The sequence below is a fragment of the Actinomyces sp. Marseille-P3109 genome, assembly GCF_900323545.1.
Taxonomy (GTDB): domain Bacteria; phylum Actinomycetota; class Actinomycetes; order Actinomycetales; family Actinomycetaceae; genus Actinomyces.
On the sequence record NZ_OOHN01000008.1, the window covers coordinates 1,726,582 to 1,743,577 of the forward strand.

The following is a 16,996-nucleotide window of genomic DNA, read 5'->3' on the forward strand; positions in this document are numbered from 1 at the left end:
TCCTTAAGCGTCAGAGGGTCCCGGGTCCCACGCGGGAGCGAGGGTGAACCGGAGGCCAGCAGCAGATTGTGCCACCGGCCAGCTCGCCCGCGCAACGGTTGAGCCGCGTGAGACCGGGCACCTGCCTGGGGGCGAGTCAGTCAGGTCCTGCCGGCACCGAGCCGGATCCGGAGGCTCTACTCGTCCTCGCCGTCGGCCAGGGAGGTGCCGGCCGGGGTGGTCTTGGACAGGACCATGAGGAACTCGGCGTTGGACTGGGTGTCCTTGAGCTTGGACAGCACCAGCTCGAGGGCCTGCTGCTGCTCGAGCCCGGCGAAGAGCCGGCGCAGGCGCCACATGATCTTGAGCTGGGCGGGATCGATGAGCAGCTCCTCGCGGCGGGTGCCGGAGGCCGCCACGTCCACGGCCGGGAAGATGCGCTTGTCGGCGAGCTGTCGCGACAGCCGCAGCTCCATGTTTCCGGTGCCCTTGAACTCCTCGAAGATGACCTCGTCCATCTTGGATCCGGTCTCCACCAGGGCCGTGGCCAGGATGGTCAGGCTCCCACCGTTCTCCACGTTGCGGGCGGCGCCGAAGAAGCGCTTGGGCGGGTAGAGGGCGGAGGCGTCCACACCGCCGGAGAGGATCCGGCCGCTGGCCGGGGCCGCCAGGTTGTAGGCGCGCCCGAGCCGCGTGATGGAGTCCAGTAGCACGACGACGTCCTGCCCCAGCTCCACGAGGCGCTTGGCGCGCTCGATGGCCAGCTCGGCCACGATCGTGTGGTCGGAGGCGGGCCGGTCGAAGGTGGAGGCGATGACCTCCCCCTTGACGGTGCGTTGCATGTCGGTGACCTCCTCGGGGCGCTCGTCGACGAGCACGACCATGAGGTGGGCCTCGGGGTTGTTGACGCTGATGGCGTTGGCGATCTGCTGCAGGATGATGGTCTTACCCGCCTTGGGCGGGGAGACGATGAGCCCGCGCTGCCCCTTGCCGATGGGCGAGACCAGGTCGATGATCCGCGGGGTGACGGCCTTGGGCGTGGTCTCCAGGCGCAGCTGCTCCTGGGGGTAGAGGGGGGTGAGCTTGGCGAACTCGGGGCGGCGCTTGGAGCGCTCGGACTCCATGCCGTTGACGGTCTCGACGCTGACCATGGGGTTGTACTTGACGCGGCCGGCACGGTTCTGACGGCGGTTGCCGCGCCCGCCCTGAGGCGCTGAGGACTCCCCGCCCTCACGGACCCAGCCGGTCACGGCGTCACCGGCGCGCAGCCCGTTGTCCTTGATGAGCTGGTTGGAGACGTAGACGTCCTTGGGGCCGGGCAGGTAGCCGGAGGTGCGCAGGTAGGCGTGCTGGTTGTCGGTGACGTCCAGGATGCCGGCCACCGGCAGGAGGACCTCGTCCTCGCGCGACTGGTTGCGGTTCTGACGCCCGCCGCTGTTGTCACGGCTGTCGCGCTGATCGCGGTTGCCGTCACGGTCGTCGCGGTCGAAGCGGTCGCGTCCGCGCTTACGTCCCCGACGGCGGCGCCCGCCGCGCTCCTCGTCGTAGCCGTCGGTCTCGTCGCCGCTGTCGCGGCCCCGGCGCGAGCGCTCCTGGGACTCGACGACGGAGGTTCCGGTGGCGTCGGCCAGGTCACGCATGAGGGCGGCCTTGGCGTCGGCATGGTCCTCGGGCGAGTCGGTGCGGGGCTCGTGGGAACCGCGATCCTGGTTCTCGGGGGCGCCGGCGGAGGCCTGGGCGCGCCTGCGGCCGCGGCGCGGCTGGTCGCGTGACGGGCGCTCGCCACGCTCGGAGCGGCTGTAGGAGTCGCCGCCGTCGGCCGCCTCAGTGCGCTCGGAACGCTCAGATCGTTCGGTGCGCTCGCGCCACCGGTTGCGGGCAGGGCGCTCTCCGTCGCGATCGGAGTCGCTGCCGGACCGGTCAGGCAGATCGATGCCAAGGTCAAGAGCAGGTGAGGACTGATGCTCCTCGGGCGCGCCGGAGGCCGCGGTGGCACGACGACGACGCGAACGAGCCGAACCGGCCGCCTGGGAAGATTCCGAGGAGGTGGCGCTGGAGGAGGATGCGGAGGAGGTGTCGGTGGCGTCGGCCCCGGCATCGGGCGAGCTGTTCGACGCTTCGTGGGAGTCGGGAGTGGAGGCTGAGGAGCCGCGCGCCTGCCGGATGGCAGCGACGAGCTCGCTCTTTCGCATACGGGAGATGCCCTTGAGGCCCATGGAGCTGGCAAGCGACTGGAGCTCGGCCAGACGCATGGTGGAGAGCGAGGGCTGGGCGCTGGAGGTCTCGGTCACGAGTGTCCTAACGGTGTGATGACGCTCCGCGGGAGGAGACGTTCAACTGGGGGGACTCCCCCGGAATCATTCACGGGGAGGGTCATGCACTGCCGGTTCCTGCTGAGGCAAGAGCCTCAGGTCCGGGGCTGGTGCGGTCAGCGGCGTGGTGCAATCCGCGCGGCCGACGGCGTCAGCATAGCAGCCCCGTCGCGCAGTGCCTAACGGAACGCCAATGAGCAACGTCGGAGATGCCGCCGTTATTCCACCCATGACATCTCTCGTCGCCGCCTTGACACCGGTGGGGCCGACCGTACGTACGATCAGCCCCACCGGAATGATCGACTCGGACGCAACCAAGTCGATTCTTGCCCTTCAAACTCCCAGGCTCACGGCCTCAGCGACCTGCGAGAAGCGTCCCCATGGGCGCGAAGTCGGCCAGCGGGTCAACCGGCGCCTGGCGCGGGAAGCGCTCCATGAGTGTGGCCAGCTCCCGCCCCGCCCGGGCCACGCGCTCACTCAAGGGCGACTCGGGCCTCTCAGAGGATGATGGCGTCTGCCAGGCCGCACCAAAGTCCTCACTGGCCGCGAAGACAGCGGTCTGCGTCGGCAGGGCCTTCATGTAGGCGACCAGCGGCCGCAGCGCCATCTCGGTAACAAGACTGTGCCGCGCAGTGCCGGCCGTCGCCCCCAGCAGGACGGGGACGCCCTCAAGCGTGCCGGCAGGCAGCACATCCATGGCTGACTTGAACAGTCCGGAGTATGAGGCCTGAAAGACCGGGCTGACCAGGATGACGCCGTCGGCAGCGGACAGGGCATCGATCACCTTCTGCAGGTCGGCAGACACCGGTCCGCCCACACTGGCCAGGGCGATGTCCTTGACCAGGGGCCTGAGCCCGATGACCTCGATGCTGGCGAGGCGGGAGTCGGACTCCAGGGCCTTGCGGGCCGACTCGGCCAGCCGCTCGGCGAGCATCTGGGAGGTCGAGGGCTCCGAGACCCCAGCGTGCAGAGCCACGATCCGGCTCAGGCGCCCCATCTGGGTATTGGCATAGGCGTCGTAGGTCGGCGATCCGGCCAGGGACTGGGTGCCCCCGAACGGGGCGACGGGCGCAGTCGTGCCTGTGTTCATGTCATCCATCTCCTGCTTGTCACTCGCCGCAAAGGTCTCCTGAGCCATCTCAGATCCTCACCTTCCGGCCCGTGAGCGGGTCGAACTCGTTGGACATGGAGAAGGGCTCCTCAGCCGGAGGCTCGGTCCCCTCCAGCAAAGCCCGGTGGCGCGGGTGGATCGGTGCACCCGGAACACCCTTGGACTTGGCGGGCTCCAGCTCGGCGCGCAGCGCCGGGACGATCTCGGAGCCCAGGTACTCGATCTGCTTCATGATCTCCTTGTGCGGGACGCCGCCCAGGTCCAGGTTGAAGGCCTGACGCTGGTAGTCGCCGATCGCGTCCCGGTAGGTCAGGTACTTCTCCACGATCTGCTCGGGCGTGCCGACTGCGAGAGGCGTGTGCTGTGTCATCTCCTCCAGCGACGCCCCCTGGTAGACGTAGGTGTTGCGGAAGTAGGGGGTGTAGCGCTCGATGGCCTCGGCCTCGCTCCTGGCGGCGAAGATCTGTCCACCTAGCCCCACGATCGCCTGCTCGGGCTTGCCATGACCATAGAAGGCGAAGCGCTCTCGGTAGAGGTCGACCATCTTCTTGACGTGGTCGATGGGCCAGAAGATGTTGTTATGCAGGTATCCGTCTCCGTAGTAGGCGGCCTGCTCGGCGATCTGGGGCGAGCGGATGGAGGCGTGCCACACGAAGGGCGGGACGCCATCGAGTGGGCGGGGCATGGATGTGAAGTCTTGCAGCGCGGTGCGGAACTCGCCCTCCCAGTCCACGTTGGTCTCCCGCCACAGACGGCGCAGCAGGTCGTAGTTCTCCACCGCGAGCGAGATGCCCTTGCGGATGTCCTTGCCGAACCAGGGGTAGACCGGGCCGGTGTTGCCGCGCCCCATCATGAGGTCGACGCGCCCGTCGGCGAGGTGCTGGAGGTAGGCGTACTCCTCAGCCAGACGCACCGGGTCATTGGTGGTGATGAGGGTGGTCGCAGTGGTCAGGAGCAGCTTGTCTGTGCGTGCGGCGATGTTGGCCAGCAGGGTCGTGGGTGACGACGGCGCGAACGGCGGGTTGTGGTGCTCCCCGGTAGCGAAGAAGTCCAAACCTGCCTGCTCGGCCAGGACCGCCATCTCGACAGTGTTCTTGATGCGCTGATGCTCACTGGGGGCCTTACCGGTGGCCGGGTCAGTAGTGATGTCTCCAACCGTGAAGATTCCGAACTGCATCAAACGTCCTCCCTGTTTCCACACTGGATTTACCTGTCATTCATGTGTACTGACAGAACCGGAGACATTCATAGTTTATTTCTCAACCAACCGAGTGTGACGCACTTCCCGCGTGGGAGCGTGGCACTACCGCCTCACCGGGGATCCGAGGCGGACGCAGGTCGCGGGCGCCCTCGGACTCGAGGACGCCCGCGATCAAGGATGCGGATGAAGAAGCCGTTCGCACGGATCAGGAGGTCAGGACCGCACCACGGGTGTCGATACCGGGAGTGAGCACGCTCCAGCCGTGGTTCTCCAGGGTGAAGCGGGTCTGCTCGGCCAGGGGGGACAGGACCAGCACCGTGGGCCCCGCACCGGAGATGACTGCCGGGTATCCCTGCTCGCGCAGGGAGTCCATGACCGCCATGGAGGCGGGCAGGACCCCGCGCCGGTACTCCTGGTGGAGCCGGTCCTCGGTGCCGGCCATGAGCAGGTCGGGACGCCCGGCGAGGGCCAGCATGAGTACGGCCGCCCGGGAGGTGTTGAACAGGGCATCCTCGCGCGGCACGGAGACGGGCAGAACCTGGCGGGCCTCCTTGGTGGACAGGCGCGTGGTCGACGGCGGGATGAGCAGGCTCACCCCCAGGGAGGCGTCCACGGGCATGGGCGCCATGCGCGGGTGCCCACCGCGTTCGACCCAGGCGACGGTCGCGCCGCCGAAGACGGCGGGGGCGACGTTGTCGGGGTGCCCCTCGAACTCGGTGGCCAGGGAGAAGATCCGGTCATCGCTGAGGGCCTCCGGCTCGGAGATGAGGCCGCGCGCCAGCATGAGCCCGGCCACCGCGGCACTGGCCGACGACCCCATGCCCCCGCCGTGGGGGATCCGGTTGACGCAGCGCATCTCGAAGCCGGCCTGCGGGGCGCCGACGGCGTCCAGGCCGGCCCGCAGGGCCTGCACGACGAGGTTGTCGTCGTCGGTGGGGACCGTCTCGGCGCCGACACCTTCAACGATGACTCGGGTGACGCCGGTGATGGGGCGCACCGAGACCTCGTCGTAGTAGCGGAAGGCCATACCGAAGGAGTCGAAGCCGGGCCCCATGTTGGCCGTCGTGGCCGGGACACGGACGGCGGCGCGCTCGTAGACGATGCGCATGTCACTCGCCCTCGACGCGTTGGACGGAGACGACCTCGGCGACCCGGTCCGAGGCGCGCAGCCCTTCGACAGCGGCGTCGAGGTGGAAGACGGGGGCCGGGTGGGTCACGAAGGTGACGACGGCCTGGTCGTCGCTGCCATCGGTGGTGACGTAGGCGCTCTGGCGCACCGAGTTGATGGAGACGCCGTTGTCGGCGAAGACCGTGGCCATGGCGGCCAGGGAGCCGACGGAGTCGTCGGAGCGCAGCTGGATCTGGTAGCGGGTGACGGCCGCCTCCGGACCGAGGACCGGCAGGTGCGCGTAGGAGGACTCGCGGGGCGCCTGGCCCCCGTGGACCCGGTGCGCGGCGGCGGCGACGACGTCGGACAGGACCGCGGAGGCGGTCGGGGCTCCCCCGGCGCCCTGCCCGTAGAACATGAGGCGCCCAGCGCTCTCGGCCTCGACGAGGACGGCGTTGTAGGCGCCGTGCACGCTGGCCAGGGGGTGGTCGTTGGGCACGAGGGCGGGGTGGACGCGCACGGAGACGCCGCGGGCGTGCTCGTCCTCGCGGCGCTGGGCGATGGCGAGCAGCTTGAGCTCGCAGCCCGAGGCGTGGGCCTCGCGGATGTCGTCGGCGGTGACCTCTCGGATGCCCTCAACGGAGACGTCGTCGAGGCCCACGCGGGTGTGGAAGGCGAGGGAGGCGATGATGGCGGCCTTGGCAGCGGCGTCCAGTCCGTCGACGTCCGCGGTGGGGTCGGCCTCGGCGTAGCCGAGCTCCTGGGCGGTGGCCAGGGCGGTCTCGAAGGACAGGCCCTTGGTGCTCATCTCGTCGAGGATGTAGTTGGTGGTGCCGTTGACGATGCCGAGCACGCTGGTGACGCGGTCGCCGGCCATCGACTCGCGCAGCGCGTAGACGACCGGGATGGCACCGGCGACGGCGGCCTCGTAGTAGAAGTCGGTGCCGGCCGCGGCAGCAGCCGCGTAGAGCTCGGGGCCGTGGGCGGCGATGAGGGCCTTGTTGCCGGTGATGACGCTGGCCCCGGCCTTGAAGGCCGCCAGGATGAGGGTTCGGGCCGGCTCGATCCCGCCGATGAGCTCGATGACCAGATCGTTCCCGGTGGCGACGGCGGTGGCGTCATCGGTGAGGAGGTTCCGGGGCACCGAGGTGCCTCGTGGAGCGTTGACGTCGCGCACGGCGACGCCCGTGATCTCAAGGCGCGCACCGGAGCGGGCGGCGAAGTCATCGGCCTGCTCGGTGAGCAGACGAATCACCTGGCTGCCGACGGTCCCGGCGCCGAGGACGCCGACGGTGAGGGTGCGCTGGGCGGGGGAAGAGTCCTGAGCCACGAAATGACCACCTTGCTGTGTTGCGTGCCGTGCACGGGCACTTCGACTGCGTGATGCGATGGGCCCCAGGGAGGCGGAGACATCCGACCGGTTGTCCGACCGCCCTGGCCACCGCTGCGGGCCAGCATAAGGGTCATCGGCCTCGGAGCGCTCACAGGTCCGTCTGCGAACACGCGGTGAGCCCGCCATCTCGGCCCGCGAAGGGCGGCCGATAGGGTCCCGGACGGCTCACCGTGACAGCAGGCCTCACAGCGAGGGGGCTCAGTGTGGGGGCTCAGTGAGGGGTCTCAGCGGCGCCAGATGATCTGCTTGAGCAGTCGGCCGATGACCCGCCCCAGGCTCATGGGCATCGGGGACGCCGCGTCGTCGGCCCGGCCCCAGGCCGGGGGCGGCTGCTCCAGGGAGGAGACGAAGGAGGTCAGAGAGGAGGGTGAAGACGATGTCGCTGCGCTCATGCCTCCAGGTTAGGAAGGAGCTCGGGGTGGCCGTGACCCTCGGGAGAATGATTGATGGGGAGGAGATCTCCTCCCTGAGGCCGACTCGATGCCACGGCGCCTCCTGCTTCCGGATGCAGGCCCGGGCAGACCGATGGCATGCCGGGAGACGAGAGCCCAGGAATCAGGAACGCCAGTGGCTCCCTCCCGGATCATCCGAGAGGGAGCCACTGGTCCTATGGAGCGTTCAGGCTCGAGAAGCGGTCATCCGCGTTCAGGAGGCCTTGCGGCGGCGCGCCACCATCAGAGCACCGCCACCCAGGCCGGCACCGGCCAGGAGCAGGAGCGCAACGGCGTTGGCACCGGTGTGCGCCAGCGGCGGGGTACCACCGGTCGGCGTCTTCGGGGTTGAGGTGGGCGGAACCGGGGCGGCCGGGGTCGTCTGCGGAGCGCCCGGGGTGCTCGTGCTCGGCGGAGTCACGGTTGCCGGCGGGTTCGACTCGCTCGGCGGCAGCTGCTGCGTCGTCGTGGGAGGCGCAGTGGTGGCCGGCGGAGCCGTGGTGGCCGGCGGAGCCGTGGTGGTCGTCGGAGGCGCGGTGGTGGCCGGCGGGTATCCGGGCGGGTTGGAGGCCGTGGGAGGCAGCTGGTAGGTGGTCGGCGGAGCCGTGGTGGTCGTCGTCGTATTAGTCAGGGAGACCTTGACGAGCTCCTGGTCGCGGATGGTGAAGGTGTTGGTGTTCTGACCGTCCACGGTGAAGACCGGCTCACCCCAGCTGTAGCCGGAGGCGGCGGGCTGGGCCTTGGAGGTGTCCTCGCTCAGCGTGATCTTGGTGCCCACGGGGAAGGTTCCGTCGAAGGCAACCGGCTCACCCGGCTTGACCGTGACGGAGGAGGTGCCGGTGCGGCCCTCACCGGTGGCCTTCTGCCCCTCGGGAGCCTTCCAGTCCGGGTAGGAGCTGGCGGCGGCCGGCAGCTCGTAGGCGACGTCGACGACGAAGGAGGAGCCGGCGGCCTGAGCGGCGGCCTCGCCCTGGACGACCTTGGTCACGTTGAAGGTGCCGAAACCGGGCTCCATCTGGACCGAGATGTCGAAGTACTGGACGTAGGACTGCTGCTGGGTGCTGGTCAGGTCCGTGCCCTGGAGGTTGACGGAGTTCTCGTAGGCGGCGCCCTGGGTGGCGGCGACGGCGTTGCCGTTGGCGTCCACGAAGGAGACCGGGTACTCCAGGGTGAAGTTGGTGCCGTTCTGGAACGGACCGGTCACCTCGTAGGTGGCCGTGCGGCCGTCCTGGGAGTAGCTGGCCTTGACATCGAAGTCACCGTACTGGGTGGTGGAGTCCTGGCCGGCGGCGTTGGTCACCGGGATGGTCTTGCCGTCCGCGGGGCGGAGGTTGAGGACCGTGCGGGTGGCGTCGGCCTGGTTGAAGCTCATGCCTCCACCGAGGGTGTCGGTGAAGACGATGGTCTGCCGGGAGCCGTCGAAGGTCTTGCCGAGCTTGTCACCAGTGGTCTGGTTGGTCCCGAAGTTCACACCCCAGGTCAGCTCCTTGTAGTTGTTGTAGAAGCTGGAGGCCCACTTGGTCAGCTCCCAGTTGCTCTCCTGGGGGCCACCGATACCGCCGCCACCAGGCAGGGTGACAGCGGTGGTCACGCCGTTGGCGGTCAGGTCGACGGTCTGGGCGTCAGTGGTCTTGGCGACCGAGACCAGAGCGGAGCCGGCGCCCTTGAAGTTGTGGAAACCGGCGGCCTTGAGCTCATCGACCTTGGAGTTGAAGGTGCAGGTGACGTCCTTGACGGTGAGGGTGCAGCTGCCGACCTCGACGTCCTTGCCGCCGTACTCGACGGTCATCGGGTGGGTCGCGCTGTTCTGCAGGTTGGTGAAGTACTCACCCAGACCGATGGTGAAGGAGTCGCCCGACTTGAGGTTGGCGTCGACGCCGCTCCAGTCGAAGCTCAGGCGAGCGAGGTCGTAGTAGTTGAGCTTTCCGTCCTGCTCAACGTTGTTGCCGTCCACACGTGTCAGAGACAGGTTGGAAACGTTGACGCTCTTGTTCTCGTCGGCACTCGCCTGGGACGAGAGCTGAGACATGATCGCGACAAGGAAGAGAGCAAGGATGGCGACAAGTCCCCTCACCGCCCCTCGTGAGAGGGCCGGCCGAGAGGCGGCGCCCGTGGACATTGTGTTCATGGGATCTCCGGATTCCTGGCATAGATGACAAAGTCTGCCTCGTGAACCATCACCGAACATTCCCACCAGCCGTTCAGGAGACGGGAAGGCTGCCCCGTGATGACCAGGGCCACTGTGTCACAAACCGACTGTTTGGGAGTAGTGAACACACGAAACGCGCACGAGGTCACAGTTCCAGCACAACTGTGATCTAGGTTTCAGACAACTTTCATTGCTACGAATTGTGGATATATCACAAGATTCATGTGACGAGTCCGTGCTGGCGCTGTATTTCTCCCATCAGGTAGACCGCGTTACCGTTGTTGGAGTTCCCCAAACAACCGGTCTTCATCTCTGTTGAGACACGTTTTACTCAGGCCTCTCTCAGATCGGAGTCGCACTCAGCGACCTCGCACCCTCCTGTCAGACCATGCGCAGCGGCGCCGCCGCTGCAGGAGCAGATCCTGGAACGACGACGCCGCTGTGCCGTGTTGCGTCGGGAGGCGGAGGCTCAGCCCTCCAGGCGTAGGAGGTCGTCGATGGTCTCGGGGCGCAGGATCCAGCCCGACTCGCCCTCACGCACCCAGCGCACGCCGGGGCGGGTGAAGAGGTTGTAGCTGGAGGCCATGGAGCGCCCGTAAGCACCCGTGGCAGGTACGGCCAGCACGTCACCGACGGAGAGGTCGGCGGGCAGGTCCACGTCGCGTACGACGACGTCGCCGGACTCACAGTGCTTACCGACGACGCGCGCGCGGGTCAGGCCGACGGACGGGTCGGGGCGGCGGTTGGCGACCAGGGCCGTGTATGCCGCCTCGTAGAGGGCGGGGCGGATGTTGTCGCTCATGCCGCCGTCGATGCTGACGTAGAGACGTGAGGTCCCCTCCCCCAGCTCAACGCGCTTGAGACCGGTGACGGTGTAGAGGGTGACCGTCGTCGGTCCGGCGACGCTGCGCCCGGGCTCGACGGACACGTGCGGGACCGGGTCGCCGAGCTCCGTGCACAGCTCGCGCACCGTCTCGGCGAGGGTCCGGGCGACCTCCGCAGGGCTGGGCGGCACCGGATCCGCGCCGGTGTAGGCGATGCCGTAGCCGCCGCCCAGGTCGACCTCTGGACACAGGTGCCCCGTGTCCGCGGCGACCTCGTGGCGCAGGGTGAGGACGACGCGGGCGGCCTCACGGAAGCCGGCCAGGTCCATGATCTGGGAGCCGATGTGGGAGTGCAGCCCGTGCAGCTCGAGCTCGGGGGCGGCGATGATCACGTCGATGGCCTGCCGGGCGGTGCCGGCGTGGACGGAGAGGCCGAACTTCTGGTCCTCGTGAGCGGTGGCGATGAACTCGTGGCCCCCGGCGTGCACACCGGTGGTCAGGCGCACCATGACCCGGCCGGTCTCCTCGGGCCCGAAGACACCGTTCGCACGCAGGTCACGTACGGCACGGGCGGCGAGCTCCACCTCCTCGAGGGAGTCGAGGACGAGGTGACCCAGGTGGTGGCCAAGGGCGACGGCGATCTCCGCCTGCGTCTTGCCGTTGCCGTGCAGGCCCAGACGGGTGGCGTCCTCCCCGCCCACCTCCTGCAGGGCGGCGAGGGACACGGTGAGCTCGCCGCGGCTGGCGGTGTCGATGCCCATGCCCTCCTCGAGGGCCCACTGGGCGACCTTGGTGGCGAGGAAGGCCTTACCGGCGTAGAAGGCCTCTCCCCCGGCCATGCCGTAGCTGGGCCAGAACTCCTCGTGCATGGCGGCGGCCCAGGAGGCGGCGCGGCCGCGCAGGTCGGCCTCGTCCAGGACGAAGACGGGACTGGGCGCATCGGTGAGGATCTCAGAGACGGTCAGCCCGCCCAGGGCGAGCTCGCCGTCGGGGGTGCGCCGCGCCGTCGTGGGCCACAGATCGGGGCGGTCCTCGGGCTCGGGGCAGGCCAGCGCCCCCAGGGGCGGCTCACCGGCGGGAACCTGGTACGTCACGGTCTCACATCCTCTCGGGGGCGGAGACGCCCAGCAGGCCGAGCCCGTTGGCGAGCACCTGCCCGACGGCGTCGTTGAGCCACAGGCGGGCCACGTGGCCGGAGTTGACGGCGTCGTCCCCGCGGGGGGTGACGCGGGTGGCGCCGTACCAGGCGTGGTAGGCGGCGGCCAGCTGCTCGAGGTAGCGGGCCACGCGGTGCTGCTCGCGCAGGGAGGCGGCCTGGGCCACGGTGGCGGGGAACTGGGCCAGGATTCCCAGGAGGGCGGTGTCGGCCGGGTCGTCCAGGGCGGCGGGCTCGAAAGAGGCCACGTTCGGGTCGCGGCTCACCCCGTGCTCGGCGGCGTTGCGGGCCACGTTGCGGGTACGGGCGTGAGCGTACTGGACGTAGTAGACGGGGTTGTCGGAGGTGGAGGAGGCCAGCAGGTCCAGGTCGATGTCGATCATGGAGTCCATAGAGGAGCGCGCCAGGGCGTAGCGGGCGGCGTCGACGCCGACGGCCTCGACGAGGTCCTCCAGGGTCACGATGGTGCCGGCGCGCTTGGACATGCGCACCGGGACGCCGTTCTTGACCAGGTTGACCATCTGGCCGATGAGGATCTGCATGTTGACGCCCGGGGTATCGCCGTAGGCGGCGCACATGGCCATCATCCGCCCGACGTAGCCGTGGTGGTCGGCACCGAACAGGTAGAGGGAGCAGTCGGCGCCGCGGTCGCGCTTGTCCAGGTAGTAGGCGGTGTCCGCCGCGAAGTAGGCCGGGTTGCCGTCGGACTTGATGAGGACGCGGTCCTTGTCGTCCCCGAAGTCGGTGGTGCGTAGCCAGGTGGCGCCGTCGCGCTCCTCGATGACACCGCGCTTGCGCAGCTCGCCGAGGGCACGGGTCACCGCACCTGATGTGTGCAGGGAGTCCTCGTGGAAGAAAACGTCGAAGTCGGCACGGAAGGCGTGGAGCTCGGCCTTGATGGAGGCGAACATGAGGTCGACGCCGCGGGCGCGGAAGATCTCGGTGGCCTCGGCGTCGTCGAGCGTGGCCGGGGCGGGGCGGCCGGCGGCGAGCTCGTCGGAGGTCACGCGCGCCGCGATCTCGGCGATGTAGGCACCGCCGTAGCCGTCCTCGGGGGCCTCCTGGCCGCGGGCCGCGGCGAGCAGGGAGACGGCGAAGCGGTCGATCTGGGTGCCGTGGTCGTTGAAGTAGTACTCGCGGGTGACTGCGGCGCCGCAGGCGGACAGGATCCGGGCCAGGGAGTCGCCGACAGCGGCCCAGCGGGCGCCGCCCAGATGCACCGGGCCGGTGGGGTTGGCGGAGACGTACTCGAGGTTGATGTGCTGGCCGCTCAGGGAGTCGTTGCGCCCGTAGGCCTCGCCGGCCTCGACGATGGAGCGCGCGAGCTCGCCGGCGCTGGCGGCGTCGAGGCGGATGTTGAGGAAGCCGGGGCCGGCGACCTCCACGGAGGCGACGCCGTCGAGGGCCTCGAGGCGGGGGACGAGGAGCTCGGCAAGGTCGCGTGGCTTGGTGCCTGCCTTCTTGGCCAGCTGCATGGCGACGTTGGTGGACCAGTCGCCGTGGTCACGGTTACGGGGGCGTTCGACGCGGGGGTCGGGGATCTCCGAGGCGGGCAGGGCGAGGGAGCCCTCGGCGGAGGCCTCTTCCAGGACGGTGCGGATGGCTGCGGCAAGCTCTTCTGGAGTCACGCCCGCCAGCGTACCGTCATCGGCCGGACAGGACCGCGAGGGATGCCGATGACCGCGGGGCATCGTGGGACATGTCGCAGTCGCCCGTCAGTTTCGCTCAGGGGGCGGGACGCTGGTACAGTCACGCCTCAGGCCCCGGTAGCTCAGTGGATAGAGCGTCTGCCTCCGGAGCAGAAGGTCGCAGGTTCGAATCCTGTCCGGGGCACCGAGCCCGAGCCCCCGTCGCCACCCGCGGCGGGGGCTCGCCCGTGCATGCGAACCTGGCGACGCGGGGAGCGTCCACACTCCGATGCCACGGCTCGATGGCGGGCCCGCACTCCCGGTCCGGGTCTCAGTCCAGGGCCTGGAGAGCGAGGGTGGGGACATCGGTCATGATGGCGTCCACGTTGAGCTCGGCCAGCTGGCGCATCTGCTCGGGATCATCGACCGTCCACACGTGGACCTCCAGGCCGGCGGTGTGCGCGGAGGCGACGAACCGTCGGGTGACCACCGGGACATTGTGGTAGCTCTCGGGGACCTGGACGGCGTCGACCCTTCCGCGCGTCCAGCCCCAGCGCGTCTGCGGCAGGGGGACGGCGGCCTCGCTGCGCAGCATGAGTCCGAGCACGTCGCTGACGCCCAGGGAGGTCATGGCCCGGGGTTCCTGACGGCGCAGGACGGCGAGCCGCCGGGCGGAGAAGGAGGCGAAGCGGACCCGGTCGAGGGCCTCGGCGTCGCGCACCGTCTGCAGGGCGGCCTGGACGACGTTGGAGTCCTTGAGGTCGACGTTGAACCTCATCGTCGGGTGGGCGTACAGGGCGTCGTCGAGCCGGACGAAGCCCCGCCCGTCACCGGAGTCGAGGTCGGCCAGCTCGGCCCACATGACCTCGCCGACGGAGCGGGGGTCGTTCGCGGTGCGGCGCAGGTCCTCGTCGTGGCTGAGAACGACGATGCCGTCGGCGGTCAGCCGCAGGTCGGTCTCCATCCACTCCAGGCCGAGCGCGGCCACGTGCTCGACGGCGCTCCAGGTGTTCTCAGGAACCTCGCGCCCGCCGCCGCGGTGGGCGATGACAGCAGGACGTCGTGTTCGTGACGAGGCAGGCGGCACTGTAGGTCTTCTCCCTCAGCTGCAGTTGGTGGTGAGCTCGACGGCGCCGTGCTCCTTGAGCCAGCCCCACGGCTCCACGGTCGACTCATCGGCGGTGTCGTCCTTGGTGCGCACCTCGAAGTGCAGGTGAGCGCCGGAGGACCGCCCGGTGTTACCCACGCCGGCGATCATCTGGCCGGCCGTGACGGTGTCACCGGCCTTGACGTAGATGCCGTCCTCGTACATGTGGAGGTAGCTGGTGTACCAGACCTGACCGTCGATCTCGTGCTTGATGGTGACGGTTCCGGTGCCGTCCACCATGCTGGCGGTCGTCACGGTGCCGGCAGCGGCGGCGTAGATGGGCGTCCCGACGGGTGCGGCCATGTCCTGACCGGCGTGCAGCTTGCGGTAGCCGAGGGTGGGGTGGGTGCGGTAACCGTACTCCGAGGAGATCTCGTAGGTGCCCGGGAGCATCGGGTAGAACAGCTGCGGCTTGGAGCTGAAGGCGGCGGTGTCACCGGAGGCGCCGGTCTCCGAGGAGCAGGTCTTGGCGGCGTTCTGGTATGCCTCGCGGATCCTGGCCCGGGTGGCGGCGTCGGGGACGTTGGACAGCTGAGGATCGGAGCCCTCCTCCAGGTCGTCGTCCCGGCCGAGCACGGCGCTGGCCACCGACGACGGCTTCGCCCCGGCGGCGGCCGGGCTCTGCATGGTGTCGCCGGCGTGCATCTTGATCGCGGCCGAGGCCAGCGGGGTGTTGTCGAGGTGGCTGGACAGGGGGGCGAGGACCGTGGCCACGGCCAGAGCCGACAGGACGGCGGTGCGCCCAAGGATCCCGGTACCGGTACGGCGACGGGCCGGGCGCGCAGGGGCGGGGCCGGTCGAGGAGTCGCGGTGAGCCTCCGGCCTGGAGGCCGCGGGAAGCGTGGCCGACGGCTCAACGCCGTCGACCTCGTCCGATGTGTCCGCGGCGGTCCTCGCCGGCTTGGTCTTCTTGGTCTCACGGGTCGCCTTAGCGCCCTGGGCGGCCTTGGCCGCGCGGATGGCCGCCTCGTCGGCGAGCGGCACCCCCGCCTTGCGGGCCGCCATGAGCTTGCGGACCTCGGGAACCTCAAGGGTCTCGGCGCCGCGGAAGTCCGTGATTCTGCGGGAGAAACGGATCTCGTGGGGGGCCTCGGGCGCCGAGGGTGCCGCGACGGGCGACTCGGAGACCGTCTCCGCCCCGGGCTGCGACGTCGGAGTGGGGGCGCTGTCCACCGGAGCACCGGGCGTGCTGTAGGACGCGGTGTGGTGGGTGGTGGAGGCGACGACAGGCTTGACCGAGGCACTGGCTGGCGTGGCCGCCGAGGCCCGCCCCCTACGCCGGCTCTCCGGCCGGGAAGCGGCTCCGGGAACGGCGGAGTCTCGGCTGCTCGCGGCGGTGCGGCTCTGGGACTGCGCCGTGCTGGGCGAGGCGGGGAGGGAGTCACTGGTGGCCCACCACGGTGCGCTGGCAGCGGGCCGCTCAGCAGCCGGCTCGCGGGTGGAGGTGGACTCGGCCAGGGAGGCCGCGACCAGGGGTGACAGGGCCGACGGTGCCGACGACGTCGGCACGACGGGCGGCTGGTCGGCGGCGTGAGAGTGGCGGCGGCTGCGCCGGTTGTCCGACTGAGTCTGGGGCTGCTGCTGCGCCTGCGAGACGGCGGGGGTCTCGCGCGTCCGCCGGGTGTCATCAGCGGTCCGGCCAGCGCGGAGGTCCTTGCGGGAGCGCCGGGTGGGGTGAGTCTCTCGTGGCGCCTGCGGGGAGACGGAGAAGGCGGGGGGCGCTGCCGGAGAGGGCTGTGAAGTGCTCACCGCAGCATCTGCCACAGGGGCAACTGCAGGTGCGGAAGGAGCGGCGGGCCCAGTCGCTACGGGGGCCTGAGGGTGCGGTTGCGCGGGCCGGGCGGGTTGCTCGACGGCGCTCTGCCGCCGGCGGGCCATGCGGCTCATCGGGGCGACCTGCGACTGGCCGCCCTGCCCTGTGTGCTCACTGGGAGCCGGGCGCGCTGGGCCGGCGGCTGCATGCGTTCCGGGGCGCGTGGCCGGCGCCGCGACCGGAGGGGTCGATTGGGCCACGGGCCTCTGGGGGTGGTTCTGCTTCTGGGGGGCGACCGGGACGTCCGGGAGGGCGGAGACACTCGGCGCGGTCGCCGCGCTGGGAGTAGTGCCGGTCTGGGAGCGCTGGGCACGGGAGTCACGGCGGGAGCGGCGAGTGGAGCCGGCGGCGTGGGTGGTGTGCGACGTCGGTGTCGGCTGCGAGGGAGGTGCGGTGCCGGCCTCCACCTCAGCGAGCTGGCGAGCGACTTCGGCAGCACGTTCCGCCTCGCGACGCTGGCGTCGACTCATGGGCTGCGGGGTCACGCGGGAAGCCTCCAGGTGGCTGGTGTCGTGGGGAAGTCGTTGCTGCCGGCGACCCGGCGATGACGACGTGCTGGCTGCCGGGGCGACAGTCTCATGTTGTGCTCGGTTAAAACAGTAGCGGTCTCCTGTGGGTCTTGCCAGGAGAACCAGCACACCTTTGTGTGACCTGCACTTCCCGGACAATCCGCAGTGTTCTACCTATAACACCAATGTATAAGCAGTAACACGTGTCGTACGAACGGATTGGCGTCGACGTGCC

The 16,996-nt window shown here is 69.7% G+C and carries 11 protein-coding genes and 1 tRNA gene; 1 reads left to right on the top strand and 11 read right to left on the bottom strand.

The features are described from left to right. Positions 1 to 176: 176 nt before the first annotated feature. The 9 genes from rho to argS all read right to left on the bottom strand — a co-directional run bounded on the left by rho (position 177) and on the right by argS (position 13,292). A complete protein-coding gene (gene rho, locus BQ8008_RS07610) occupies positions 177 to 2,270 on the bottom strand; it encodes a transcription termination factor Rho (protein WP_108833488.1) in 2,094 nt (697 codons plus the stop codon). A 376-nt stretch (positions 2,271 to 2,646) separates the two neighbouring features. Continuing rightward, entirely contained in the window at positions 2,647 to 3,429 is a 783-nt protein-coding gene (locus tag BQ8008_RS07620; RefSeq protein WP_108833490.1) for a CE1759 family FMN reductase, read from the bottom strand. A gap of 1 nt (position 3,430) precedes the next feature. Continuing rightward, a complete protein-coding gene (locus tag BQ8008_RS07625) occupies positions 3,431 to 4,579 on the bottom strand; it encodes a CE1758 family FMN-dependent luciferase-like monooxygenase (RefSeq protein ID WP_108833491.1) in 1,149 nt (382 codons plus the stop codon). A gap of 229 nt (positions 4,580 to 4,808) precedes the next feature. After that, a complete protein-coding gene (thrB, locus tag BQ8008_RS07630; protein WP_108833492.1) occupies positions 4,809 to 5,711 on the bottom strand; it encodes a homoserine kinase in 903 nt (300 codons plus the stop codon). 1 nt (position 5,712) lies between these two features. Continuing rightward, entirely contained in the window at positions 5,713 to 7,041 is a 1,329-nt protein-coding gene (locus BQ8008_RS07635; RefSeq protein ID WP_108833493.1) for a homoserine dehydrogenase, read from the bottom strand. A gap of 287 nt (positions 7,042 to 7,328) precedes the next feature. Then, positions 7,329 to 7,496 carry a hypothetical protein gene (locus tag BQ8008_RS13435; RefSeq protein WP_199907958.1) on the bottom strand — a complete coding sequence of 56 codons (168 nt, stop codon included), beginning with the start codon at positions 7,494 to 7,496 and terminating at the stop codon, positions 7,329 to 7,331. Between the two features lie 253 nt (positions 7,497 to 7,749). Further along, positions 7,750 to 9,564, bottom strand: a complete 1,815-nt coding sequence (locus tag BQ8008_RS07640; RefSeq protein ID WP_234415280.1) for a DUF7926 domain-containing protein — start codon at positions 9,562 to 9,564, stop codon at positions 7,750 to 7,752. A gap of 589 nt (positions 9,565 to 10,153) precedes the next feature. Then, positions 10,154 to 11,602: a diaminopimelate decarboxylase gene (gene lysA, locus BQ8008_RS07645; protein ID WP_108833495.1), complete on the bottom strand. Its 1,449-nt coding sequence runs from the start codon at positions 11,600 to 11,602 to the stop codon at positions 10,154 to 10,156. A 4-nt stretch (positions 11,603 to 11,606) separates the two neighbouring features. Further along, entirely contained in the window at positions 11,607 to 13,292 is a 1,686-nt protein-coding gene (argS, locus tag BQ8008_RS07650; RefSeq protein WP_108833496.1) for an arginine--tRNA ligase, read from the bottom strand. A gap of 132 nt (positions 13,293 to 13,424) precedes the next feature. Between argS and BQ8008_RS07655 the strand changes: the two genes are divergently transcribed. Next, positions 13,425 to 13,497 (top strand) — tRNA-Arg (locus BQ8008_RS07655). A 126-nt stretch (positions 13,498 to 13,623) separates the two neighbouring features. On the opposite strand, the gene BQ8008_RS07660 is transcribed toward BQ8008_RS07655, so the two are convergent. Together BQ8008_RS07660 and BQ8008_RS07665 are read right to left on the bottom strand one after the other, a co-directional pair. Next, entirely contained in the window at positions 13,624 to 14,379 is a 756-nt protein-coding gene (locus BQ8008_RS07660) for a glycerophosphodiester phosphodiesterase (RefSeq protein ID WP_108833497.1), read from the bottom strand. 15 nt (positions 14,380 to 14,394) lie between these two features. After that, positions 14,395 to 16,737 (bottom strand): M23 family metallopeptidase, encoded by a 2,343-nt coding sequence (locus BQ8008_RS07665; RefSeq protein ID WP_108833498.1) that lies wholly within the window; start codon positions 16,735 to 16,737, stop codon positions 14,395 to 14,397. Between the last annotated feature and the right edge of the window lie 259 nt (positions 16,738 to 16,996).